Source organism: Streptomyces sp. NPDC059679, assembly GCF_042734105.1.
In the GTDB taxonomy this organism is placed as follows: domain Bacteria; phylum Actinomycetota; class Actinomycetes; order Streptomycetales; family Streptomycetaceae; genus Streptomyces.
In genome coordinates, this window is record NZ_JBHWES010000016.1 from 43,642 (window position 1) to 67,587 (window position 23,946).

Genomic DNA, 23,946 nt, shown 5'->3' on the forward strand with positions numbered 1-23,946 from the left:
AGGGGGCTTACTGCCGGGCCGGGGCCGAGCGTTCGCGGCCCTGGTGGCGTTACTTCGACGACGAGTCGGACCGCAGCAGCTGGACCTCGGCGAGGTTGGTGTTGCCGCCGTGCCCGTCGTAGACCCGCAGCATCGGGATCACCGTGTGCTGAGGCAGCTTGAACGTGTACCACTGCTGGTCACTGGTCACGCCCGTGATGGTCAGGAAGGTCGTCCAGGTCTTCCCGCCGTCGGTGGAGCTCTGCAGCACCGTGCCGTTGGCCCGGCTCGCGAACTTCGCGCGGGGGCGGATCATCACCGCGTCGACCGCCAGCGAGGAGCCGTCGGCGGGCTTGACGGTCACCCAGCCGTTCGAGGTGGTGGTGTCGGTGTACGTGGCGATGTCGCCGTCGAACATCCGCCACCCGTTGGCTGCCGTCGTGCCGGTCCCCGGCCACGGCGCGGTGGACGCGTCGACCCAGGCCTGGTCGATCCGGTCGGGCACCATATGGGTGTTCCACAGCTGGAGCGACGACCCGTCGGTGGTTTGGAAGACCGTCGAGCCGGGTTCGCCGTCGGCCGTCGTGTAGTCGGCCGTGAAGCGCAGTGCGCGGGCGAAGTCCACGTCTTCCGGCAACACCGCCGTGGCGCGCCAGTGCTCACTGTCGGTGCTGGTGACCTCCGCGTCGATGTCCTCGATGCGCACGTTCACCTCGGCCAGCGGCTGCGTGGCCACCAGGTCGAGGGTCACCTTGTCGCCGTTGACGGCCCGCTTGGGGTCGGAGTTGCTGGACGAGAGCGTCGCCGACTTGATGGCCTGCGCCGTTTCGACCCGGGAACCGTGGATCCGGAACTCGCCGAAGGAGGAGAGCCCGGGGTAGCTCGGGTCGGTGGGCACGCCCGGGTCGTCGACCTGGACCTTGAGGAACCGGAACGACTTGTCCTGGACCTTGGACAGGACCGGGATGGTCTCCATCTTGAAGTCCGGGGTGGTGTTGGTGGTCTCTCGTGAGGTCAGCAGGGTCCAGGTGGAGCCGTCGTTCGACCCGTAGACGTTGGCGCCCTCGGAGCGGTTGCCGAAGTTGTACCGGGCCTGGAGCCCGAACGCGTCGGCCCGCACCCCGAACCCGGTCCCGAAGTCCAGCGTGAACGGAGCCCTCAGATCGCCGGAGAAGGTGTTGATGTCACCGTCGGTCATGTTCCAGACACTGGCATCGGACAGGGACGAGGTCACCAGCGCCGGATAGCTCAGGGTGCCGTCGGCGAGCTTCGGGTTGAGCAGTCGCAGCGCCTTCACCGCGTCCTGCACGGTGACCAGCCCGGCCGAGAAGGTGCTGTCATCGGCCGTGTCGATCGTGGCCTTGACGGAGGACACCGCGTCCTTGAACTTCTGGAGGGGTGCGCGGACGTATGTCGCCTTGGGATCGAACCCGTCCTCTGCCGCGGTGAGCGCGCCCGCCCGGTCCGCTGCGACCACCAGGTCGAGCTTCAGGACGGTGTCGGTCTTGCCGTCGGAGGCGACGACGGACGCGTGGGCGTCACCTGTCTGGGAGCTCGTGGGTGTCCAGCTGAACGCTCCGGTCGTGCTGTTGACCGTGGCGCCCTCGGGAAGGCCGGAAGCCTCGTAGGTGAGGGTGTCGTCGCCCGAGTCGGTCGCGGCGAGCGACCGCTTGAGCGGCGCCCCGGCCACACCGACCAGTGTGGTCCGCTGCCCTTGCGGGAAGGCCGGCGGGGTGAGCTGGGCCTTGGCCTGGAGGTTGACGCTGTCGATGTCGACGTTCACATCGGAGGCGCCGACGACCGTGTAGTACGCCAGGTTGTCGCCCGCGGTGCTCCCGTGAAGGATGCCGAGGTCCATGTCGTACGTGACGTAACGCCACTTGCCGTGGGTGTCGGGCAGGCTCACCGTGTGGTACGGCTTCAGCGACATGTCCTTGCGGATCTCCAGGGTCGCCGGGCCGTTGGTGCGGATCAGCACCCCCACCGGGCTGTATCCGTTACGGCTGTCGTACATCAGGGTGCGGACCGCGATGGTGGCGCCCTTCTTCGACGCCCGCATCCGGACCATGTCGCGTCCGTCCTCCTCGCGGACCCCGGAGCGGCCGTCGAGGGGGATCGAGCGGTGCGCCATCCGCACCAGCGGGTTGTCCTGCTTCGGACGGGTCTGCCCGGCCACCTTCTCGGGCAGCGACAGCCAGTAGTCCGGGTTGTAGTCGGGGTTGCTGTTCCAGAAGTTGTACGCCCCTGTTCCCCAGAAGAACTCGGGGCCGTCGGCCTGCTCCTTGACCTTCGCGAGGTTGGGAGCCACTTCCTTGACGTCGACCCCGAACTCGTACCGGTAGATGTTGTAGAGCTCGTCGATGGGCTGGAACACGCGTCCCCGGTAGGCCTCGGAGAGCTTGCCGGGACCGCCCGTGGTGTCGATCCACGGGACGGTCCTGCCCGTCATGTACGCGTACCAGGCGTCCGCTCCCGCGAGAAGCCGGTCGTTGCCGAACCGGAACGGGGACACGGCGTCCGGCTTGGTGGACACGGTGCCGGCGACCGGGTCCAGCCGGGTTTTCTGCACCGTGAGCATGCGCGAGATCTCCGTCGCGATGTCGATGCCGTCCCATGCGTGCGCCTGGTCGCGGCCCATCTCCTGGTGCTGCACGAACGAGTAGCCGTAAGTGTTCAGCGGGTCGTCCGCGCTGATCACGCGGAGCAGGGAGTTCAGGGCCCCGTTGGTGTGGCGGTTCGGGTTGGACTTGTTGACCGAGAACCACTCGACAGCCTGCTCGTAGCCGACCCGGTTGTCGGTGAACACATAGCCGGCCAGCTCACCGACGATCGGGTACAGCTGCTGGTTCATGAAGAAGGTGTTGCCGTAGAGCAGGGTCTTGATGACGGGCGTAATGAGGTTCTTGGTCAGGTTCGTGGTGTCCGCGTCGGTCCAGCTGATGTCGTAGCCGTCGGAGCCGGGATTCACACTGGAGTAGCGGAAGATCTCGGCCGCGGCGAGCATGCGCATCAACGGGACGCCGGCGTGGATGTGGTCGTCCGGATACGGCGCGACCTTCTCGGGGTCCATGTGCGACCACGTCCGGATGATGTGCATACCGTTCGCGCGGTAGACGGGGTCACCCGTGATGAAGTACTCGATCGCCTGGGTGTAGGCACCGAAGGCATCCTGGATGAACCTGGACTCGATGCCCTGCGAGTTGAACGCGTCCGACTTCGGGGTGTCGACTCCCGACCCACCGTTGACGGGGGTGAGGGTGCGCGACGCGTACGTGGTGCCGTGCATGGACGCGTAGTAGGAGGCCCATGGCTCCACGCCGTCAAGCACCTGGCGGCGAGCCAGCCGCAGGCTCGACGCGCTCACCGCGATACCGGGGTGGACGAAACCGTCGCTGCTGGTGACCTCCTTCAGCGTGACGGCGGGGAAGGCGTCGCCGGTCACCGGGTCGGAGGTGGTCGCCGCCGCTGCGGAGGACGCCGGAACGAAGGCCGCGAGCAGAGCACATACGACGGTGGCTATCGCCCACCACCGCGTATGTCTGTGCCTCATCCCTGATTTTTTCCACATACAACTCTCCAGTGGGTGTGGGTGCCTGCCGGGAATGAGTGGGGGGTGAGGGGGCGGACTCCGGTCAGACGGTGCCCTGGGTGAGAACCAATGAGGTTGGAATACGCTTTCTACATCAGTGGGTCGTCGGTGGTGCCCGATGCGGGTGAGTACGGCCGTAGCACTGCCCAGCACCCAGGTCACGCCTTGTTGTCACATGACTCCGCATGACTCCGCATGGCTGCGGATCTTCTAGAAACCGATTTCTGTGAACCATAGATATCCCGGCCCCACCACACAAGAGGCGTGCGCAGACAGTCCCGACAGACATGTGCGGCCGCGACCCTGGGCTGTGCTTCCGCGGAGCCGCCGTCGGGGAAGAGTTCGTGGACGGTGCGGCTGGTCCGTTGTCGTGGCTCCTCGGCCCGGCGGGGTGCCGGGCTCAGGACAGGCTCCGCTGCACTCCGCCGCAGCTGCTGCCGCGCGGTGGCCAAGCCGGTCAGACGGCTCTGCCCCACCCGGGCCGAGTCGCCCGCGGTCAGGCGTCGTCCTCCTCCAAGGCATCGCGGATGTCCGCGGCCTGGGGGGTGTTGGAGGGCCAGCTGGCCAGCAGGCGTTCGAGGAGGGGGCGATGCGTGTCGAGGTGGGCGGTGAGGACAAGGGCGCCGGTCAACTGAAGCTCGAGTTCCGGAAGGTCGGTCAGCCGTACCGCGATGTCGGCGGCCTGGTCGGATTCCGCCGAGGCCAGCGCGCTTGCGCACGCCGCGCGGACTCGCAGGGGGCGGTCCTCGTCCAGGGCCATCGCCCCTAGCTGGGCGACAAGTTCGAAGTCCTCAGGGGGATCGCAGGCGTAGAGGCACTGCGCGGCAGCGGACACGGCGCCATCGTCGACGATGTCGCCGTTCACGGCGCGCAGCGCGGCGGTGATCAGTGGGGCGTCCGCGGCTTCGGCGTGGTTCTGGATCGCCCACAGTGCGCTGGCCCGGTCCTGCCCTCGTGCTTCCGGCAGCGGCGTCCCGCGCAGCACCCACCGGGCGCGGTCCAGCACCTCCGCGGCGTACTCGTCCAGTGGGTTGCCGAAGCCCCACCGGGCTTGCCGGTCCTGGTGGTGGAAGTACTCCAGCGCCGTGCACACCGCGTCCCGTCGACCGGAGCGCAGCAGGTTGAGGAACGCGGCGTAGGGGTCCGGGTTCTGGTCCGCCGACTTGAGCAGTTCGTCCCGGTCGGCCGCCACCGCCAAGTCGTCGAAGCGGTGCCGTTCCCAGTACGCGAGCGTCATGGCGGGAGCCTACTGAGACGCCTGCCCCGCTCCACGGCATCCATACGGCACTCTGAGCGCACACCGTGCATATACCTGTACAGCAGCACGGGCCGAAGCGGCGGTGGAGCCACTGCCCCGCGGCTGGAACCCTGCCGTGCCGGCGGCCTGACCAGCTGTTACCCATGTCCCGTACGGCGGCCCCTTTGGGGTCGCCGTACGGGACACAACAACGAGCAGCAAGCGCCAGTCACTCGCGGGCGCCGATCGCCTCCGCCGGGTGCTGGCGGAGGGCCAGGCGGGCCGGGAGGGCGGTGGCGGCGAGGGCCAGGGCCGCGGTGGGGGCGAGGATCGCGAGGTAGGTGAGTGGGGGGATGTGGGGGGTGGAGGAGCCGGTCATGCCGGTGGCGAAGGCGGTCAGGGTGAGGAAGGCGATACCGGTGCCGAGGGTTGTGGCGATGACGAGGGCGGTGAGGGTTTCCAGGCGCAGTACGCGGAGGACCTGGCGACGGGTGGTGCCGACCAGCCGGAGGAGGGCCAGTTCGCGGGAGCGGTCGGAGGTGGACATGGAGAGGGTGTTGATGACGGCGATCGCGGAGAAGGCGATGATCAGGCCCATGGCCACGTAGTTGACGTCGGCGTTGGTCGTGCTTGCGGCGACGGCCTCGGCGCGGTCCATGACCGTGACTCCGGGGACGGCCGAGGCCAACTTGGACAGTTCGGCGCGGGGCAGGTCGGGGGCCGTGACGAAGAGGGTGCCCATGGGGTTGTCCACGTGCGGGGCGACCGTGGCGTGGGAGAGGGTGAGGTCGCCGTAGCCCAGGCCGCGGGTGTAGAGGGCGGCGACCTTGAGGGCGGCGGGGGTGCCGTCGCCCAGGGTGAGGTGGACGGTGTCGCCCACGGATACGCCGAGCCGGTCGGCCGCGTTCTCGCTGACCGCCAGGGAGTCCGTACCGAGGTGGCGCAGGGAGCCGGCGACCACGTCGAGGTCGGTGGTCCGCTCGAGGCCGGCGGGGGTCACCGCTTGCGCTCCGTACTTGGTCAGGCCGACCCGTACCGAGGTGTGCAGGACTTCGGTGACGGCCTCGACGCCGGGCCGGTCGCGCAGGGACTTCGCGAGGGAGGTGGGGACGCGGGGGCCGAGGACGTAGTCGGCGTGGTTGCCGGAGGTGGCCTCGTGCTGGGCGGCGTGGCTCATTGTGGTCTGGCTGAACAGGATGGTGCAGGTCAGGGCGGTGAGCAGGCAGATCGGGGTGATGATGGAGGCCAGCCGCCGGGAGCCGGCCCGCAGGTTGGCCGCGGCCAGGTGGCCGCCGACGCGGGAGGCGCGGAGGGGCAGGGAGAGCAGGGCGACCGCGGCGCGGGCCAGGAGGGGGCCGAGGAGGGAGACCGCGATGGTCCATACCAGGGCGGTGAGCAGCACCACCGGGCCGGAGGCCGCTTCGGTGGACAGCGTGGACAGCACGAGGGTGAGTACGACCCCCGCGGCGGTGGCGAGGAGTCCGGCCACCAGCCGGAGCCAGGGCAGCCGCGCGGTCGGCAGTGCGGCCTCGCCCAGCGCCTCGACCGGGCGTACCCGGGCCGCCCGGCGGGCGGAGAGGCGGGCTGCGGCCCAGGCGGCCAGCGCGGTGGCCAGCAGTGCGGCGAAGGCGGGGAAGGGGCTGACCACGAGGGGCAGATGTTCCGGTACGGCGCCCAGGGCCACGAACCGGGACCGCAGCCAGAAGCCAAGGCCGATGCCGACGGCGGAGCCGAGGAGGCCCGCGGCGACGGCGGTCACCAGTGCCTCGCCGGCCAGCAGCCGGCGCAACTGCTTCGGGGTGGCCGCGACGGCGCGCAGCAGCGCGATCTCCCGCTGCCGCTGCTGGACGGAGAGCGCGAAGGTGCCGGCCACGACGAGGATCGCGACCAGGAGCGAGGTGCCGCCGAGCGCTCCGCCCATGCTGATGAGTTTCACCCGCGCCTGCTCCGCGTCGAGGAATTCCACGGCGCCGCGGTCGTCCCCGGTGTACTCCAATGCCTTCGTCCCGCGCAGGGCGGCGGTCACATCCGGCTGCTGTCCGGCCTTCGGGAAGACGCCGATCGCGCTGACCTGGCCGGGGCGGCCCGCGAGCCGCCGTGCCTCGGCCGGGGCGAAGAAGAGCGTGTCCTGGCTGGACAGGGCCTGCCGGGTGACGCCCGACACCCGGTACGTGGCGGGGCCGGCCGAGGTGAGGACGGGCAGCCGGGCGCCCACGCGGGCACCCGAGCGGGCGTCCACGACCACCTCGTCGGCGGCCTTGGGGGCATGGCCGGAGGCCAGGGTGAAGGGGGTGAGCGCCGCCGAGTCCCAGCCGTGGCCCTGGGCCGGGCCGCTCTTGGCGGACGCCGGGGTGGACACGGGGAAGGTGACCTCGGCGACCACCTCGCGTACGCCCGGGGACTGGCGCAGCCGCTGCGTCAACGACGCCGGTATCCAGGCGCGTTCGGCGATCGGCTTCGCCTTGTGCTTCGTCTTGCCGTTGGACTTGTGGATCGTCTGGTGCACGTACTGGTCACCGGCCACCAGCACCGGGGCGCCCGCGTAACGCTCGGGTGCGACCCGGCCCCGCAGCCCGGTCTCCAGCAGCATCCCGCAGGCGGTGACGAGCGCGGCGGCGCACAGCAGGGTGACGAACGCGCCCGCGAAGGCGGCCTTGCGGTGGCGCAGCGTCTTGAGTGCGAGGGTCAGCACGGCCATCAGTTCCACGCTCCCAGCCGGGTCATCCGCTCGGCGATCTTGTCGGAGGTCGGGGCGCCCATCACGTCGACGATGCGGCCGTCGGCCAGGAAGAGGACGGTGTCCGCGTACGAGGCGGCCACCGGGTCGTGGGTCACCATGACCACCGTCTGACCCATGTCGTCGACGGTCTCCCGCAGCAGGGTCAGGACGTCGCGGGCGGTCATGGTGTCGAGCGCTCCGGTCGGTTCGTCGCCGAAGATCACCTCGGGGCGGGTGGCCAGCGCGCGGGCGAGCGCGACGCGCTGCTGCTGGCCGCCGGAGAGCTGGGCGGGGCGGCGGTCCGTACGCCCCTCAAGTCCCACGCGTCGCACGATCTCGCCCAGCCACGCCTTGTCCGGGCGGGCACCGGCCAGCCGCAGCGGCAGGGTGATGTTCTCCAGCACGGTGAGCGACGAGATGAGGTTGAACGCCTGGAAGACGAACCCGACCCGCTGCCGCCGCAGCCGGGTCAGCTTCGTCTCGTCCATCCCGGTCAGGTCCGTGTCTCCCAGCCGGACCGTGCCCGAGGTGGGCGTGTCGAGGCCGGCGGCGCAGTGCAGGAATGTGCTCTTGCCCGAACCGGAGGGGCCCATCACCGCCGTGAAGGTGCCCTGGGCGATGTTCACCGATACCTCGCGGAGCGCGGCGACGGCCCCTTGGCCCTTGCCGTACACCCTGCTGACTGCGTCCAACCGCACTGTGTCTGCCATGGCTTCAACCCTGCTGGCCAGGCACGATGCGGGCCATGGAGCTGATCATGTCCGACCCATGACCTCGTCATGATCCGGACCATCCGCAGCTCAGCTGGTATACCTGGCCGGGTGATACGGGTGCTTCTGGCGGAGGATCAGCACATCATCAGGGAGGCGCTGGCGGCGCTGCTCGGCCTCGAGGAGGACATCGAGGTCGTCGCCACCGTCGACTCCGGCACCGCGGCCGTGGACGCGGCCAGGGTCTATCAGCCGGACATCGCCGTGCTCGACATCGATATGCCGGGGACGATGGACGGTCTTGAGGCGGCGGCCGTGGTGCGCGAGAAGGTGCCCGGCTGCCGGGTGTTGATGCTCACCGCGTACGGCAAGCCGGGGCATCTGCGCCGGGCGCTCGGCGCGCGGGTGGACGGGTTCGTACTGAAGACCGCGCCGCCGGACGACCTCGTGAGCGCGATCCGCAAAGTGGCGGTGGGCGAGCGCGTGCTCGACGCCTCGCTCGCGGTCACCGCATGGGACCTGGCCGACAACCCGCTCACCCCCCGCGAGGTCGAGGTGCTGCGGCTGGTGGCCCAGGGCGCGGAGGCCACCGAGATCGCGGCGCAGGTGCATCTGACGGCGGGGACGGTACGCAACTACCTCACCGCGATCGTCACCAAGCTCAACGCCCGCAACCGCACCGACGCCGTCCGTATCGCGACGGAAGCGGGCTGGATCTGAGCGACCCCGGGGAAGTCGAGGCGGGCGCCACTTCCCCGGGGCCGCTTAGCGAAGCCCGTGGCGGTCCGCCCAGGAGGAGATCGCGCCGGCGATCTCGGCCGGGCGGTCCTCGGGGGCGTGATGCCCGGCCGCTCCGCAGTGGACGGTCTCCAGGGCGGCGATGTGCTCGGCGCACCAGCGGACCATGTCGGGGCCGATCAGCAGGGTCGGTGAGCCCTCGAAGGTCATGAGCAGCTTGGGGACGTCATCGCTCTTCGCGAGCCAGGCGTCGTACGCCTCGATACGGGCGACGAGTTCCGCCGGGTCGCCGCCCAGGGGCATTTGGCGGGCCCACGCCAGGACGGGCCGTCGGCTCTCGGGGGTGGGGAAGGGGGCGAGGTAGGTGGCCAGTTCCTCGGCGGCCACCGGGGTGAGCACACCGCCGGTGAACGCCTGGCGGACGAAGAGGTTCTGGTCGAGCACCATCTCCTCGCCCGTGCCGGGGGTACGGATCGCCTCGGAGCGCTTGCGGGCCTGGGCGGACAGGTCTTCCCAGGCCATCGGCTTCACGATGCTCTCCAGGAAGGCCAGGCCGAGCACCCGTTCGGGGTGTCTGGCCGCCCAGTCGAAGGCGAGCGCGCCGCCCCAGTCATGGCCGATGAGGACCACCCGGTCCAGGCCGAGTGCGTCGAACCAGGCGTCGAGGTAACGGGCGTGGTCGGCGAACTGGTAGGGGATGTCCGGCTTCCCGGACCGGCCCATCCCGATCAGATCCGGGGCCAGCAGCCGCCCGTGGCCGACGCCGGACGTGACGTTGCGCCACAGGTGGGAGGAGCTGGGGTTCCCGTGGAGGAACACGAAGGCCGTCCCGTCGCCCGACTCCTCGTAGTACATCGTCGAGTCGAGAACACGTGTCTCAGGCATGTCGGTTGGTCCTTTCGGCCGAGAGGTCGCGTCGGCCCTTCCGGCGCGTCACTCACGACAGAAACAGTACATGGCTACTATGTCCATGGCTATTAAATTCTGTGACCGCTGAATCCGCGGCCGTGCCATCCAAGGCAGGCCGGCCGCTACGAAGTTCCGCCGGTCGGTCCGGCCTCGTACGGCACCCACGCGGCCAGTTCGAACCAGCCGTCGCCGCCCGCCTGCACGGTCAGCCTCCCCTCCAGCGCCGCCAGCCGGGTCGTCAGATTCCCGATCCCCGACGACCCCGGACGGCCGCCCGTACCGCGCGCCCCGTCATTGCGTACGACCAGCCGTACGCCGCCGTCCTCGGAGGCCGTCGAGATCGTGCAGGTGCGGGAGTCGCTGTGCCGCAGCACATTGGTCACCGCCTCCCGCAGCACCGCGCTCAGCGCGGTCTCCACCTCGGCCCCGAGGCCGTCGTGCGCACCGCGAACGGCCAGGGACACCTCGGCCGAGACGCCCGCGGCGGTCAGCACCGAGCGCACGGAGGCGGCCTCCGCGGTCAGCGACATACTGCCCACGCCACCGGAGGCCGCCCGCAGATCGGCCTCGCCGCGCTCGGCCATGGTCAGGACGCTCGCGAGCTGTGTACGGGCCTGCTCGGGCGGCAGTCTGCGCGCCAGTTCACAGGTCAGCAGCATCCCGGCCAGGCTGTGACCGAGCAGGTCGTGCAGGTCACGGGCCGCGCGCAGGCGTTCCTCGACCACCGCCGAGCGGGCCAGCCGCCGCTGCGCCTCCTTGAGTTCGTTCACGATCTGGTCGAGGCGCAGCAGTCCGTGGACGACCAGACCGGTGACCACGGTGCTGACGGTGTAGTTGACCGTCATCGCGACCGACAGGCCCACCCGCGGCCCGATGAACGCGACGCTCGCCGTCACACCCCCGACCAGCGGCCAGGCCACGGACCGGCGGAACGCGAGCAGCAGCGGCCCCGCGAGGAACCCGGCGACCCCCAGCCAGACGCGGCCGAACGCGAGGATCGGCAGATACGTGAACAGCGCCATCACCGCGAGCGCCACCATGTGCCGTCCGTGCGCCGAACGGACCTGAAGCGCGATCACCACGGCCAGACAGGCGGCGGCGGGCAGGACCCGGTCGCCGTCCACCATCAGCAGCGCCTTGAGCGAGAAGCCGACCAGCACGGTGACCAGCAGGGTGAGGGAGAGCGCGCGGGCGTGCCGGTCGTCGGCCGGCTCCCGGGGGCGTGTCACATCGGGAAGCGCGGCCTCCACGACATGCCGCCCTTCGCGGGTCAGCCCGGTCGTCAGGGCACCGCCCGCGTCCGCGATCCGGCCGGGCAGATCGCCCAGACCCTCGTCGTCCGCGGTCCGCGCTCCGTCGCTGACGACGCGCAGCCGGATCCGTCCGCCCTCGGCGGCGGTCTCGATCAGGCAGCCGGTGGCCGTGCCCTGCCGGACGATGTCGGTCACGGCCGCGCGCAGCACGCCCGCGAGCAGCGCGCCCGCGGGGCCCAGGGGTTCGGTGTGCCCGGTACGCACCTCCACTGGGACCTCGGCCGCGGTCAGCATCGCCCGCGCCGCCGTCACCTCGGGCGCAAGCGACATGGAGCGGTAGGACGCCGCGGAGCGCCGGGCGTCGGCGAGGCAGTCGCGCGCCGAGCGAGTGACGTCGGCGAGCAGCCGCTCGGCCCGCTCCGGCTTCGCCAGGGCCGCCCGTACGCCCGTGGTGATCTCGGCGAGCCCGCGCCCGAGGCCGTCGCTCAGCTCACCGGCGATCCGCAGCCGCTCCTCGGCGACCGCGGCCGCCGTCAGACTCAGCCGGGCGGCGTGGAGCTCGTCGGCCCGCTCCGTGAGCCGGGTGAGTCCGTAGATCACCAGGCTCATGAGCACCATGCTGACGGCCGAGTCCACGGGCCCGCGGACCACCGCGCCCACGGCGACCGGTACGGCCAGCGGCCACACCGGGGTCAGCAGGAGCGATCCGCCGAGGAAGCCGAGGATCCCGACGGAGGCGCCGGTGGCGTACACCGCCGCGTAGCACGCGGCTGCTTGTGCGGCGAGCAGCCATGGCCACGCGGGGCGCCACCGGCGCGGCCCGGGCAGTACGTGGAGCAGTTGGAGGCCGAACACGACGGGCGCGAGCCACGACCCGCCGACCAGGAAGACGGTCGCGAAGGCGGCAAGCACCACAACGGTGACGGCTCGCGCCGGACCGGACACCAGACCTCCCCCGCCAGCCGCGCCCAGATGTCCAAGATGACCAAGATCCTAAACCTTGAAGGGCCTTCGACCGGACACCGGTCGAAGGCCCTTCAAAGTGAGGCGAATGCGTCAGCCGCAGCTGCCGCCGCACGAGCAGGAGCCGCCGGACTGGCAGCCGCAGGAGCAGCTGGAACCGCAGCCGCAGGCGCCCAGGATGGGCAGCGGGGGGCGGTGTTCGGCGGCCGGCCGGGCGGGGTCGGCAGGGGTGGGAGTGGGGAAGTCGGCCATGGGTCGCCTCCTTGGGAGGTCTTCGGGGGATCTGTTCGGGAGATCTGCGGGAGGGGTCACCTCCTGCCCATGGTCAGGTCCTCCCGCCCCCGCCCGTAGCGGCGCATGGACGGCGCGCGGATGCACGGGGCCCGCCGCGCGGTGGGCGCGCACGCGGCGCGCGAGGGCGCGCCGGGACGACCTCACGCCCCCGCCGGAGCGGCCTCACGCCCCCGCCGGGACGGACTTCACGCCCCCTCCGTGGCCTCCGCCTGCGTGAGCTCGTCGGCGTGCTCCCCGGTGACCAGGTACACCACGCGCTTGGCGACCGAGACCGCGTGGTCGGCGAACCGCTCGTAGTAGCGGCCCAGCAGCGTCACATCGACGGCCGTCTCTATGCCGTGCTTCCAGCGGTCGTCCATCAGGTGCTGGAAGAGGGTGCGGTGCAGCAGGTCCATCGCGTCGTCGTCCTCCTCCAGCTGGAGCGCGAGGTCGACGTCCTTGGTGATGATCACCTCGGCGGCCTTGGCCATCAGCCGCTGCGCCAGCTGGCCCATCTCCAGGATGGTCGCGTTCAAGTCACGCGGAACGGCCGAGTCCGGGAAGCGGAGCCGGGCCAGCTTGGCGACGTGCTGGGCGAGGTCGCCCGACCGCTCGAGGTCGGCGCTCATCCGCAGGCTGGTCACCACTATCCGCAGATCCGTGGCCACCGGCTGCTGCCGGGCCAGCAGCGCGATCGCCCGCGCCTCCAGGTCACGCTGCAGGCCGTCGACCTTCTCGTCTGCGGCGATGACGCTCTCGGCGAGCTTGAGGTCCGCGTCGAGAATCGCCGTGGTGGCCCGTCCGATGGCGGAGCCGACCAACCTGGCCATGTCGACGAGGCCGTCCCCGATCGAATCGAGTTCCTCGTGGTACGCGTCCCGCATCAGTGACCCTCTCTCGCTGTCTTTCGCTGCTGACTCTCGGCGGACTCGTCACTCGCCGCCCCCCAGGCTTACACGTTCCGGCTGGAACGCGTCGGGTTCCGGCATCCGGAGTGAACCGCCACTGACTCCCCGGTGAACTCTGGGAAACGTCTCCCCACGGGTGCCCGTCTGGGGCTGTGGAGCTGTCTCGCGCCGCGCATAACCTGGACGCATGAACGTGAACGCGGCGATCGCCGCACTGGCGGCGGTCGCCGGGCTGTGCACCGGCGTCATCGCCATGCTGGCGTTCCGCTGGAGCGAACGCGAACAGGCGAAGCCTACGCGCTCCTCACTGCACACCGAGGCCGCGCTGCCGCCCGGCGTGGACACCGTGCTCTCCGTCCTGCGCTCCTCGGCCGTCGTCCTCGACGAGGCGGACGCCGTGGTCAAGGCCAGCTCCGCGGCGTACGCGCTCGGGCTGGTCCGCGGCGGGAAGCTGGCCGTCGAGCCGATGCTGCAGATGGCCCGCGACACCCGGCGGGACGGCGAGATCCGCCAGATCGAACTGGACCTCCCCCGGCGCGGCACGGGCCGCGGCGAAGCCCTCGCGGTGTCGGCCAGAGTCGCCCCGCTGGGCTCCCGCCTGGTGCTCCTCCTGGTGGAGGACCTCACCGAGGCCCGCCGGATCGAGGCCGTACGGCGTGACTTCGTCGCGAACGTCAGCCATGAGCTCAAGACCCCCGTCGGCGCGCTGTCGCTGCTGTCCGAGGCCGTGATGGACGCCTCCGACGACCCCGAGGCGGTCACCCGCTTCGCCGGCCGGATGCAGGTCGAGGCGACCCGGCTGACCAGCCTGGTCCAGGAGCTCATCGACCTGTCGCGGGTGCAGAACGACGACCCCCTGGAGGACGCGGAGCCGGTCCGCGTGGACGAACTGGTCGCCGAGGCCATCGACCGGTGCCGCCACCAGGCGGGCACCAAACAGATCACCATGGCCACCGGCGGCACCGCGGATCTGCACGTATGGGGCAACCGCGGCCAGCTGGCCGCCGCGCTCGGCAACCTCGTGGAGAACGCCGTCAACTACAGCCCGGCCCGCACCCGCGTCGGCATCGCGGCCCGCCGTATCCCCGCCACCGGCGGCGATCAGATCGAGCTCGCCGTCACCGACCAGGGCATCGGCATCTCGGAGAAAGACCGCGAGCGGATCTTCGAGCGCTTCTACCGGGTGGACCCGGCACGCTCGCGACAGACCGGCGGGACCGGGCTCGGGCTCGCCATCGTCAAGCATGTGGCCGCCTCGCACGGCGGGGAGGTCACGGTGTGGAGCGCCGAGGGACAGGGCTCCACCTTCACCCTGCGGCTGCCGGAAGCCGGCTCGGTGCGCGACCGCGACCGCGACCGAGACCGCGACCGCTCGTCGCGCGAGCCGTACGAGACCAACGCTGACCTCGATGGAGAGGACCAGGACCGGCCGTACGAGACCAATTCCTGTGAACCCCTTTCTGCCCCGGAGGTCCTTCCGTGACCCGAGTTCTGGTCGTCGAGGACGAGGAATCGTTCAGCGACGCGCTGTCGTACATGCTCCGTAAGGAGGGATTCGAGGTCGCGATCGCGGCAACGGGACCCGAGGGGCTCGACGAGTTCGAGCGCAACGGCGCCGATCTGGTGCTGCTCGACCTGATGCTGCCGGGCCTCCCCGGCACGGAGGTGTGCCGTCAGCTGCGCGGCCGCTCCAACGTCCCGGTGATCATGGTGACCGCCAAGGACAGCGAGATCGACAAGGTCGTCGGCCTGGAGATAGGAGCCGACGACTATGTGACCAAGCCCTTCTCCTCGCGCGAGCTGGTGGCCCGCATCCGGGCCGTGCTGCGCCGCCGCGGCGAGCCGGAGGAGGTCACCCCGGCCGCGCTGGAGGCCGGGCCGGTACGGATGGACGTCGACCGGCACGTGGTCACGGTCGGCGGCGGCAAGGTGGACCTCCCGCTGAAGGAGTTCGACCTGCTGGAGATGTTGCTGCGCAACGCGGGCCGGGTGCTGACCCGGATGCAGCTGATCGACCGCGTCTGGGGCGCGGACTACGTGGGCGACACGAAGACGCTGGACGTCCATGTGAAGCGACTGCGCGCGAAGATCGAGCCTGACCCCGGGGCGCCGCGTTATCTGGTGACGGTGCGTGGTCTGGGCTACAAGTTCGAGCCGTAAACCCCGGCCTCGGCGCCCCGGCCCGAGACCGACGGACGGAGTCCGGCGCAGCGTCCCGAAGCCCGTGAGGCCCCCTGGGGCCGAGCGGTGCGAGGGGCGCGTGGGGGTGGGGGGTTCGAGCCCGATCCGGGGGCGCCGCGTTATCTGGTGACGGTGCGTGGTCTGGGCTGCAAGTTCGAGCCGTAAGCCGCTACAAGCCGCCGCATGGCTTCACCGAGAGGGCCCTGGAAGTCGCTTCCAGGGCCCTCTCGGCGGTTGCTGTCGACCCCGTCGGGTCAGTTGCCCGTCGGGGTCGGTTCGCCCGAGGCGATGCCGTTGGTCGGCGTGCCGCTCTCGTTCTCCGCCGCGCCGGACGGCTTGTTGGTCGCCGTGGCGCTGCCGGACGCCGTGGAGCCCGGCTTCTTGGTGCCGGTCTGCTTGCCGGCCGGGGTGGTGGGCGCCGTGGTGGTCGGGGTCGCGGTCGGCATCTGCGACGGGCCCCAGTCCTCGAAGTAGTGCGTCGCCGGGACCACGAACGCCGTGATCGGCACATCGCCCGTCTTGCTGAGGTCGAAGACGATCCGCTGCGCGTCGCCGTTCCTGGGGGCCTCGCGCCCGTTCTCGATGACCGCGGAGGGGTTGCCCTTGCCGCCGAGGAGCACCGAGCCGCCGGCCGGGATGATGACCGCGCCGCGTCCCTTGGCCGGGGACACCTTCACCTTGGTGCTGGTCCCGGGGAGGGTGATGGCCTTGAGGGTCTGGTTGTCCCCGCCGTTGTTGAAGATCTTGGCCGTGATGACGGCCGGGCCCTTCGCCTTGCGGTCCGGCTGGGTCACGATGGTGGCGTTCTGGATCTTGATATCGCCGATGGACGTGGCGGCGTTGTCCGGCTTGACCTGCAGCGTCTGCGCGTTGTCCCCGGCCGCGCAGGCGGAGAGCGGGGCGACCGAGACCACGAGGGCGGCGGCGGCGAGGACGCCGCGTCGAAGGCTGCTGCTCACGGCGGCGGCATCTCCTAAGGGCTAGGTAAAAGTTGGATCAGCGGGCTTAGGTTACCGATCCCCCTGCCCGGGGCCGCACCCGACCCACCCGGGGCGCGAGCGCCGCCGCCGCCGATCCGATCCTCAGCTTCCCCGATCCACTTCTGACGTGCGTGTCTGATGTACGTGTCAGATGTGCATGGTGAATATCGGTCCGGTGGTGGAAGGGGCGATTATCGGTAAGGAATGTGTGGACGTCCGAGAATTGATCAACACTCTTGATCCACCCCTGATCCACCCCTGATCCACTCTGGCGTGATCAATTCGGGAAAGATGATGGGATCACTCGCTCCGGGCCCGAACGGAGTAGCGGAAGTCCTTCGACTGGACTCCGGCAAAACGGGACGTAAGGTCACTCGTGAGGGGTTGTTGAGGGGGGTAACGTACGGGTTTCGCTGCGCCCGTGCAGCCACTCCCACCTGCGAATACCCGCTTCCGCGGGCCCCGCCCAGCACGTTCCGCCCGCTGTTGTCAAGCCCCGAGATATGCCCTGACCTGCGAAAACGCCATTCAGAAGAAGGCGTTCCCGTGTTACCCTGGATAGCCACGGAAGGGGTACCTGTCACATGACGTTCAAGGTTGGCGACACCGTGGTCTATCCCCATCACGGGGCCGCGCTGATCGAGGCCATCGAAACTCGCCAGATCAAAGGCGTGGACAAGACCTACTTGGTGCTGAAGGTCGCTCAGGGTGATCTGACGGTTCGCGTGCCGGCGGACAATGCGGAGTTCGTCGGTGTGCGTGATGTGGTCGGCCAGGACGGGCTGGACCGGGTCTTCGAGGTGTTGCGCGCACCGTACGCCGAAGAGCCGACGAACTGGTCCCGTCGCTACAAGGCAAATCTCGAGAAGCTCGCCTCCGGCGACGTTATCAAGGTCGCCGAAGTGGTGCGCGACCTGTGGCGCCGAGAGCGGGAGCGCGGACTCTCCGCCGGTGAGAAGCGCATGCTTGCCAAGGCACGCCAGATCCTGGTGAGTGAGCTCGCCCTCGCTGAGAACACCAACGAGGACAAGGCCGAGGCCCTGCTCGACGAGGTCCTCGCGTCCTGACACATAGATGCCGCGGTGCCCGAGTGATCCAGACATAGTCTGTCGCCGGGCGCTGCGGCATGTGCGCATGCCGATGTCTTCGAAGATTCCGCCGCCGAAGATTCCGGTGTCCTGAAGTGCCCTCAAGTGCCCTGAAATCCGGCCCACTGTCACCACGGGTCACCACGGCCGATACTCCGGCCGACTGCCTGCCGGCTCCGCGCCGACGGTGTTGGTGTGCCGGGCCCGGGCAGCTGGCTCGACCAGTCGTCACGGAAGGGGCTGGTCGGGGCATCGCGCGCGGCACGCTGTGGCCATACCCATTTCGGTCGAGGAAGCAAACCTGAACGCCAACTCAATGTCCGTCTCAGGGCAGTCCGTGAATCCCGAGAGCCCCGCCCGCCCCACCCGTACCGCCGCCGTGATCCCGGCCGCGGGCCGAGGGGTGCGGCTCGGGCCCGGCGCGCCCAAGGCGCTGCGTCCGCTCAGCGGTACGCCGATGCTGGTCCACGCCGTGCGCGCGATGGCCCGGTCCCGTTCCGTCGCGCTGGTCGTCGTGGTCGCCCCGCCGGACGGGGCCGATGAGGTCCGCCGGCTGCTCGACGCCTATCCGCTGACCGGAACCACCGACGTGGTCGTGGTGCCGGGCGGTGAGACCCGCCAGGAGTCGGTGCGGCGCGGCCTGGCCGCCGTGCCCGAGGACATCGCTTGCGTCCTCGTCCATGACGCGGCGCGCCCGCTGGTCCCCGTCGACACCGTGGACGCGGTCGTCGCCGCCGTACGGGAGGGCGCGCCCGCCGTCGTCCCGGCGCTGCCGCTCGCCGACACCGTCAAGCAGGTCGAGCCGCGCACCGGCGACCGGGCCGGGGAGCCCGAGCCGGTGGTCGGCACCCCGGACCGCGCGCTGCTGCGCGCCGTACAGACCCCGCAGGGCTTCGACCGGGCCACGCTGGTCGAGGCGCACGAGAAGATCGCCCTGGAGGGCGAGGGCGCGACGGACGACGCCGGGATGGTGGAGCGTCTTGGGGCCGAGGTCGTGGTCGTGCCCGGCCATGAGGAGGCGTTCAAGGTGACCCGGCCGCTGGATCTGGTGCTGGCCGAGGCCGTGCTCGCCCGGAGGAGGGCCACCGATGGCTTCTGAGGATTCCGGACCCTCCGAGGTCCATGGCGCGTCCCTCGCCGGGATGCCGCTCGTGGGTATCGGCACGGATGTGCACGCCTTCGAGAAGGGCCGCGAGCTGTGGTGCGCGGGCCTGCTGTGGGAAGGCGAAGAATATGGCCTGGCCGGGCACTCCGACGGCGATGTCGCCGCGCACGCCGCCTGTGACGCGCTGTTCTCCGCCGCCGGGGTCGGCGACCTCGGCGCGCACTTCGGCACCGACCGCCCCGAGTGGGCCGGGGCTTCGGGAGTCACCCTGCTGGCCGAGGCCGCCCGGATCGTCCGCGCCGCGGGGTTCGAGATCGGGAATGTGGCGATCCAGGTGATCGGCGTACGCCCGAAGATCGGCAAGCGGCGGGACGAGGCGACGAAGGCCCTTTCGGCGGCGGTCGGGGCGCCCGTGGCGATTTCGGGCACCACCACCGACGGCCTGGGCCTCACCGGCCGCGCGGAGGGACTCGCGGCGATCGCCACGGCCCTGGTGGCGCGGACGGCCCAGCCGCCCGCGGCATAGGCGGGGGAGGTCGCTCCGCCGGGCGGTGCGGCCGCGCGGTTCCATGGCCGGAGCGTCCCAAGTGTCACGCTTCTGTGTCCCTGTGGCCCTAGGGTCCCGGGGCACTGCCGCGTTCCGTCTACCCTTGATGCGTGACTATTCGCCTGTACGACACCAGCGCCCGGCAGATCCGTGACTTCACCCCGCTCACGCCGGGCTGCGTCTCGATCTACCTGTGTGGCGCGACCGTGCAGGCCGCCCCGCATATCGGGCACATCAGGTCGGGGCTCAACTTCGACATCATGCGCCGCTGGTTCAGTTACCGCGGCTACGACGTGACGTTCATCCGCAACGTCACCGACATCGACGACAAGATCATCGCGAAGTCGGCGGAGCAGAACCGCCCCTGGTGGGCGATCGGCTATGAGAACGAGCGCGCGTTCAATTCCGCGTACGACATCCTCGGCTGCCTGCCCGTGACCTATGAGCCCCGGGCCACCGGCCATGTGCCGGAGATGATCGAAATGATGCGGGGGCTGATCGAGCGGGGCCATGCCTACGCCGCCGAGGGCAGCGTCTACTTCGACGTGCGCTCGTACCCCGGCTATCTCCAGCTCTCCAACCAGGAGCTGGACGGGCTGCGCCAGCCCTCCGGCGAGGGGGAGTACGGCAAGCGCGACCCGCGCGACTTCGCCATGTGGAAGGCGGCCAAGCCCGGCGAGCCGAGCTGGGAGACCCCGTGGGGGCGCGGCCGGCCCGGCTGGCACCTGGAGTGCTCGGCGATGGCCCATAAGTACCTGGGCTCCGCCTTCGACATCCACGGCGGCGGCGTCGACCTGATCTTCCCGCACCACGAGAACGAGATCGCGCAGGCCAAGGCGTACGGCGACGACTTCGCGACGTACTGGACGCATAACGCCTGGGTGACCATGAGCGGCGAGAAGATGAGCAAGTCGCTCGGCAATTCGGTGCTGGTCTCCGAGATGGTCAAGCACTGGCGCCCCATCGTGCTGCGCTACTACCTCGGCACCCCGCACTACCGCTCCATGATCGAGTACAGCGAGGAGTCGCTGCGCGAGGCCGAGTCCGCGTTCGCGCGCATCGAGGGCTTCGTACAGCGGGTCACCGAGAAGGCCGGGAAGGTCGTTCCGCCCGCGCCCGAGGTGCCGCCCGCGTTCGCGGAGGCGATGGACGACGACTTCGGCGTCCCGCAGGCGCTCGCGATCGTCCACACCACCGTCCGCCAGGGGAACTCCGCCCTGACCGCCGACGACAAGGAGTCGGCGGTCGCGCGGCTGGCCGAGGTGCGCGCCATGCTCGGCGTGCTGGGCCTCGACCCGCTCGACGACCACTGGGCGGGCGGCCCGGACCGGGGTGAGGATCTGCACGGCGTGGTCGACTCGCTCGTACGGCTGGTCCTGGAGCAGCGGCAGGCCGCGCGGACCCGTAAGGACTACGCGACGGCGGACGCCATCCGCGATCAGCTTCAGCAGTCGGGGCTGGTCATCGAGGACACCCCGAGCGGGCCGCGCTGGGAGCTCGGCTCGCGCTGACCCCGGCGGCCCCGCCCCGACTGACCGACCGACCCACCGACGTGGTGCGCCCCGGCACACCCCTACGACATGACCCAAGCAGGCAGCCGCCGGACCAGGCCCGGGGGCGCAGCCGCGCGAAGCCGTGAGGCCCGTCAGGGCCGGGCGGCCGGCGGGCGGCCACGGATGAGGAACAGGTGAACCCCATGGCCGGCAACAGCCAGCGCAGGAACCGTCGCACCGCCAACAAGAAGGGCGCGACGGTCGGCAGCGGCGGCAAGCGGCGCCGGGCTCTGGAAGGCAAGGGCCCCACCCCGCCCGCCGAGATGCGCAAGGGGCACGCCAAGCAGCGCGTCGCCAATGCGCGCGCCAAGCAGGCGGCCCGCCGCCCGGCCCCGCGGCGCGGCGGCGGCAAGGGTACGAACGAGCTGGTCGTCGGCCGTAACCCGGTCGTCGAGGCGCTGCGCGAGGGCGTCCCGGCCAGCACGCTGTACGTCCAGCAGTTCATCGACAGCGACGAGCGGGTGCGCGAGGCGCTGAAGCTCGCGGCCGACCGCGGCGGTATCCACCTCATGGAGGCCCCGCGCCCCGAGCTGGACCGGATGACCAACGGCCTCAACCACCAGGGGCTGGTGCTCCAGGTGCCGCCGTACGAGTACGCGCACCCCGAGGACCTGCTCGACGCCGCGGCCGAGGAGGGCCAGGACCCGCTGATCGTCGCCCTCGACGGGGTCACCGACCCGCGCAACCTGGGCGCCGTGGTGCGCTCGGTGTCGGCGTTCGGCGGCCATGGCGTGGTGGTGCCGGAGCGGCGCGCGGCCGGGATGACGGCGGGGGCGTGGAAGACCTCGGCGGGCACCGCGGCGCGTACGCCGGTGGCGCGGGCGACCAACCTCACGCGCGCGCTGGAGGCGTACAAGAAGGCGGGCCTGATGGTGGTCGGGCTCGACGCGGACGGCGACACCGAGGTGCAGAACGCCGAGGTGCTGGACGGACCGGTGGTGATCGTGGCCGGCAGCGAGGGCAAGGGGCTGTCCCGGCTGGTCGCCGAGACCTGCGACGTCCTGGTGCGCATCCCGATGCCAGGCGGCGCCGAATCGCTCAACGCCGGCGTCGCGACGGGCGTCGTGCTGTACGAGGTGGTCCGGCACCGGAGCTGAGCGGTCGGGCCCTGGAGCTGAGCGGTCGGGCCCTGGTCGGGCTCCCGGGCCGCACCTGGTCGGGCTCCCGGGCCGTACCCGGTCGGGCTCCCGGGCCGTACCCGGTCGGGCTCCCGGGCCGGCTACCGGTCCGCCCCCGGAGCTGAAGCGATCATGGTCTGAGGGGTCTCACATGATCATGGCTTGACGGGCCTCGGACACCTCGGGGCGGTCACGGCAGTGTCCTATCCGCGCGTCACTCGGTTAGTTGAGCGTGGAGACCAGAACACCCCGCACGCCCTTGGGGGGACGCGCACCGGGTTTTGACGACGAGCCACGGCTGACCATGGCCAAGGTGCCGAGCGATCCGGCACAGGTCACCGTCAATCCCGCGAGCTTCCGGGTGCAGCTCGCCGCCCCGGTGGTGAGCGACGCGCTGGCGGACACGACGCGGCTCGCCCGCGTCCCGGCCGCCGCCCGGCGCCGCCCGCCCGTGGTCTGGAGCGGCCGCACCCGGCCCGGCGGCGACGCGGACACCACCCGGCTGCTGCAGGCCGTGCGGTACGCGGGGGTGGAACTCGCGGAAAGAGGGGCAAAGGGAGCCAAGGGGGACGGCGCCTCCGGCGTCGGGGACGGCGGCGACGACGTGGCCGCCACCCAGGTGCTGCCGCGGCTCGCCTTCGACGACGGCCCGCCCACGGTCATCGGCCCGCGCCGCAGCCCGTACGCCGAGCGGGGGCGCGCCCCGGCGGCAGCCGGTGGAGTGCCCCCGCAGGCGGGAGAGCGGCGGACGGCTGGGGGGCGGACCGCCGAAGGGCGGGCGGCCCGGAGCGGGAGCCGGGGCGCCGAGGTGCCGCGCCCGCGCCGCCACGCCGAGTCCGTACGGCACGCCTACTACCCCGGCCGCCGGATGAACCTGGGCGTGGTGCTGCTCCCGCTGCGCGTCTTCCTCGGCCTCATCTCCATCTACGCCGGCATGGGCAAGCTCTCCGACCCGGTCTACTTCGACGGCGGCGAGCGCGGCTCGATGGTCACCTGGCTGCGTTCGCTGCACCCCTGGGCGATCGCCGAGCCGCTGCGCGACTTCGCGCTCGGGCATCCGGTGGGTGCGGGTCTGACGGTGGCCTTCCTCCAGGTCGTGGTCGGGGTGCTGACGGTGCTGGGGCTGTGGCAGCGGCTGGCGGCCTTCTTCGGCGCGTCGCTGTCGGCCGCGCTGATCCTGACCGTGAGCTGGCGGACCGTACCGGTGTACGACGCGCCGGACATCATCTACCTCGCCGCCTGGAGCCCGCTGATCATCGCCGGCGCCCCGGTGTACTCGACGGACGCGCGGCTCGCGGGCGAGGCGTGGCGGCGGCTCGGGCCGCGGGTCGGGCTGTGGGCGCTGCGGCGGCGGGTGCTGCGCCGGGGCGGCTTCATGGCGATGATCGTGGTCGGGGTGACGCTGCTGCTCGGCTCGATGCTCGGCGGCGCCGTACGGGCCTCGGAGACGGTGCGCGGACCGCGGCCGAGCGACGCCCCGACGAACAACCTGCCCGGCTCTCCGCTGCCCCGGCGGGCCGACCAGAGCCCCAGCGGCGCCACCCGCGGCCCCCTCGGCGCGGGCGGGGCGCCGTCCCCGCGCGCCCCGCGGACCAGCCCGACCGCCCCGTCGGCGGCCTCCTCCACGGGCGCGCCCAGCGCGTCGGCCCCGGCCGGCAGCTCCCACCGCCCCCGCCCGTCGCACAGCGGCGCGCGGACCGCCCCAGGGCAGCCGCGGCGGCCCGCAGCCGACCCGGAGACCACGGAAGGGCCGTCGTCGGCGGGCGGGCGGACCGGCCGGGGCGGTCTCGGCATCGGCGAGGGCGAGACCTGGCCCGAGGCGGTCACGGGCAGCGGCGGCGCGTCCGGCGACTCGTACGGCTACGGCGAGAGCTCCCCGGAGAGCAGCGGCGGCGCCCTGGGCGGGCTCCTCGGCTGACGCGGCGGTTGGCCGACCCGTCGGTCGGCGCCGACGCGCCGCGATATGGCGCCACGCCACGGCCTCGCTGATGTGCCGCGACCCGGCTGACGCCTCGGCCCGGTCCAGGCACTGCCTGGGCCGGGCCGACCGCTGTCCGGGCGTTGTCCGACCGCTGTCCGGGCGCGGCTGCCGCGGC

General features: G+C 71.3%; 18 protein-coding genes. 9 read left to right on the forward strand and 9 right to left on the reverse strand.

Going from position 1 to position 23,946, the window contains the following annotated elements:
- Window positions 1–49 precede the first annotated feature (49 nt).
- From ACFV2X_RS19160 to ACFV2X_RS19175, 4 genes are all read right to left on the reverse strand, one after another.
- On the reverse strand, window positions 50–3,529 hold the full coding sequence (locus ACFV2X_RS19160; protein ID WP_385617678.1) for an Ig domain-containing protein: 3,480 nt from the start codon (window positions 3,527–3,529) through the stop codon (window positions 50–52).
- Window positions 3,530–4,064: 535 nt separating this feature from the next.
- Window positions 4,065–4,805, reverse strand: coding sequence for a hypothetical protein (locus ACFV2X_RS19165; protein WP_385617680.1), 741 nt, complete (start codon window positions 4,803–4,805; stop codon window positions 4,065–4,067).
- A 229-nt stretch (window positions 4,806–5,034) separates the two neighbouring features.
- Window positions 5,035–7,503 (reverse strand): FtsX-like permease family protein, encoded by a 2,469-nt coding sequence (locus ACFV2X_RS19170; RefSeq protein WP_385617683.1) that lies wholly within the window; start codon window positions 7,501–7,503, stop codon window positions 5,035–5,037.
- Complete coding sequence (locus ACFV2X_RS19175) at window positions 7,503–8,234, reverse strand: ABC transporter ATP-binding protein (protein WP_055413965.1); 732 nt, start codon at window positions 8,232–8,234, stop codon at window positions 7,503–7,505. Before ACFV2X_RS19175 ends, ACFV2X_RS19170 begins: the two co-directional genes overlap by 1 nt.
- Before the next feature lie 111 nt (window positions 8,235–8,345).
- Here ACFV2X_RS19175 and ACFV2X_RS19180 point away from each other — a divergent pair, with 111 nt between their 5' ends.
- Entirely contained in the window at window positions 8,346–8,954 is a 609-nt protein-coding gene (locus ACFV2X_RS19180) for a DNA-binding response regulator (protein ID WP_089508423.1), read from the forward strand.
- A gap of 45 nt (window positions 8,955–8,999) precedes the next feature.
- Here the strand turns inward: ACFV2X_RS19180 and ACFV2X_RS19185 are convergent, their stop codons facing one another.
- From ACFV2X_RS19185 to phoU, 4 genes are all read right to left on the reverse strand, one after another.
- Window positions 9,000–9,857 (reverse strand): haloalkane dehalogenase, encoded by an 858-nt coding sequence (locus tag ACFV2X_RS19185; protein ID WP_385617687.1) that lies wholly within the window; start codon window positions 9,855–9,857, stop codon window positions 9,000–9,002.
- A 146-nt stretch (window positions 9,858–10,003) separates the two neighbouring features.
- On the reverse strand, window positions 10,004–12,079 hold the full coding sequence (locus tag ACFV2X_RS19190; protein ID WP_385617690.1) for a sensor histidine kinase: 2,076 nt from the start codon (window positions 12,077–12,079) through the stop codon (window positions 10,004–10,006).
- A 111-nt stretch (window positions 12,080–12,190) separates the two neighbouring features.
- Complete coding sequence (locus ACFV2X_RS19195) at window positions 12,191–12,349, reverse strand: hypothetical protein (RefSeq protein WP_358630155.1); 159 nt, start codon at window positions 12,347–12,349, stop codon at window positions 12,191–12,193.
- Window positions 12,350–12,576: 227 nt separating this feature from the next.
- Window positions 12,577–13,254 (reverse strand): phosphate signaling complex protein PhoU, encoded by a 678-nt coding sequence (gene phoU / locus ACFV2X_RS19200; protein WP_385617694.1) that lies wholly within the window; start codon window positions 13,252–13,254, stop codon window positions 12,577–12,579.
- 211 nt (window positions 13,255–13,465) lie between these two features.
- On the opposite strand from phoU, the gene ACFV2X_RS19205 reads away from it, so the two are divergent.
- Window positions 13,466–14,761 (forward strand): sensor histidine kinase, encoded by a 1,296-nt coding sequence (locus ACFV2X_RS19205; protein ID WP_385617696.1) that lies wholly within the window; start codon window positions 13,466–13,468, stop codon window positions 14,759–14,761.
- The gene (locus tag ACFV2X_RS19210) at window positions 14,758–15,438 is read left to right on the forward strand and encodes a response regulator transcription factor (protein ID WP_009716928.1); all 681 of its coding nucleotides are present in this window, start codon (window positions 14,758–14,760) and stop codon (window positions 15,436–15,438) included. Before ACFV2X_RS19205 ends, ACFV2X_RS19210 begins: the two co-directional genes overlap by 4 nt.
- Before the next feature lie 275 nt (window positions 15,439–15,713).
- Here the strand turns inward: ACFV2X_RS19210 and ACFV2X_RS19215 are convergent, their stop codons facing one another.
- Window positions 15,714–16,418 carry a DUF461 domain-containing protein gene (locus tag ACFV2X_RS19215; RefSeq protein ID WP_385617698.1) on the reverse strand — a complete coding sequence of 235 codons (705 nt, stop codon included), beginning with the start codon at window positions 16,416–16,418 and terminating at the stop codon, window positions 15,714–15,716.
- 605 nt (window positions 16,419–17,023) lie between these two features.
- On the opposite strand from ACFV2X_RS19215, the gene ACFV2X_RS19220 reads away from it, so the two are divergent.
- From ACFV2X_RS19220 to ACFV2X_RS19245, 6 genes are all read left to right on the forward strand, one after another.
- Window positions 17,024–17,506 (forward strand): CarD family transcriptional regulator, encoded by a 483-nt coding sequence (locus tag ACFV2X_RS19220; RefSeq protein ID WP_003953493.1) that lies wholly within the window; start codon window positions 17,024–17,026, stop codon window positions 17,504–17,506.
- 337 nt (window positions 17,507–17,843) lie between these two features.
- Complete coding sequence (ispD, locus tag ACFV2X_RS19225; RefSeq protein ID WP_385617701.1) at window positions 17,844–18,626, forward strand: 2-C-methyl-D-erythritol 4-phosphate cytidylyltransferase; 783 nt, start codon at window positions 17,844–17,846, stop codon at window positions 18,624–18,626.
- A gap of 43 nt (window positions 18,627–18,669) precedes the next feature.
- Complete coding sequence (gene ispF, locus ACFV2X_RS19230) at window positions 18,670–19,158, forward strand: 2-C-methyl-D-erythritol 2,4-cyclodiphosphate synthase (RefSeq protein ID WP_385617902.1); 489 nt, start codon at window positions 18,670–18,672, stop codon at window positions 19,156–19,158.
- 131 nt (window positions 19,159–19,289) lie between these two features.
- Window positions 19,290–20,690, forward strand: coding sequence for a cysteine--tRNA ligase (gene cysS / locus ACFV2X_RS19235; RefSeq protein ID WP_385617703.1), 1,401 nt, complete (start codon window positions 19,290–19,292; stop codon window positions 20,688–20,690).
- Between the two features lie 185 nt (window positions 20,691–20,875).
- A complete protein-coding gene (gene rlmB, locus ACFV2X_RS19240) occupies window positions 20,876–21,829 on the forward strand; it encodes a 23S rRNA (guanosine(2251)-2'-O)-methyltransferase RlmB (protein WP_385617705.1) in 954 nt (317 codons plus the stop codon).
- A gap of 325 nt (window positions 21,830–22,154) precedes the next feature.
- Window positions 22,155–23,768 carry a DoxX family membrane protein gene (locus ACFV2X_RS19245; protein ID WP_385617707.1) on the forward strand — a complete coding sequence of 538 codons (1,614 nt, stop codon included), beginning with the start codon at window positions 22,155–22,157 and terminating at the stop codon, window positions 23,766–23,768.
- The last annotated feature ends 178 nt before the right edge of the window (window positions 23,769–23,946 follow it).

Coding starts and splice junctions, on each gene's coding strand:
- ACFV2X_RS19175 (WP_055413965.1), bottom strand. CDS start 8,234: ATGGCAGACACAGTGCGGTTGGACGCAGTCAGCAGGGTGTACGGCAAG.
- ispF (WP_385617902.1), top strand. CDS start 18,670: ATGCCGCTCGTGGGTATCGGCACGGATGTGCACGCCTTCGAGAAGGGC.
- ACFV2X_RS19245 (WP_385617707.1), top strand. CDS start 22,155: ATGGCCAAGGTGCCGAGCGATCCGGCACAGGTCACCGTCAATCCCGCG.
- ACFV2X_RS19165 (WP_385617680.1), bottom strand. CDS start 4,805: ATGACGCTCGCGTACTGGGAACGGCACCGCTTCGACGACTTGGCGGTG.
- ACFV2X_RS19170 (WP_385617683.1), bottom strand. CDS start 7,503: ATGGCCGTGCTGACCCTCGCACTCAAGACGCTGCGCCACCGCAAGGCC.
- phoU (WP_385617694.1), bottom strand. CDS start 13,254: ATGCGGGACGCGTACCACGAGGAACTCGATTCGATCGGGGACGGCCTC.
- ACFV2X_RS19205 (WP_385617696.1), top strand. CDS start 13,466: ATGAACGTGAACGCGGCGATCGCCGCACTGGCGGCGGTCGCCGGGCTG.
- ACFV2X_RS19220 (WP_003953493.1), top strand. CDS start 17,024: ATGACGTTCAAGGTTGGCGACACCGTGGTCTATCCCCATCACGGGGCC.
- ACFV2X_RS19160 (WP_385617678.1), bottom strand. CDS start 3,529: ATGAGGCACAGACATACGCGGTGGTGGGCGATAGCCACCGTCGTATGT.
- ACFV2X_RS19195 (WP_358630155.1), bottom strand. CDS start 12,349: ATGGCCGACTTCCCCACTCCCACCCCTGCCGACCCCGCCCGGCCGGCC.
- rlmB (WP_385617705.1), top strand. CDS start 20,876: ATGGCCGGCAACAGCCAGCGCAGGAACCGTCGCACCGCCAACAAGAAG.
- ispD (WP_385617701.1), top strand. CDS start 17,844: ATGTCCGTCTCAGGGCAGTCCGTGAATCCCGAGAGCCCCGCCCGCCCC.
- ACFV2X_RS19185 (WP_385617687.1), bottom strand. CDS start 9,857: ATGCCTGAGACACGTGTTCTCGACTCGACGATGTACTACGAGGAGTCG.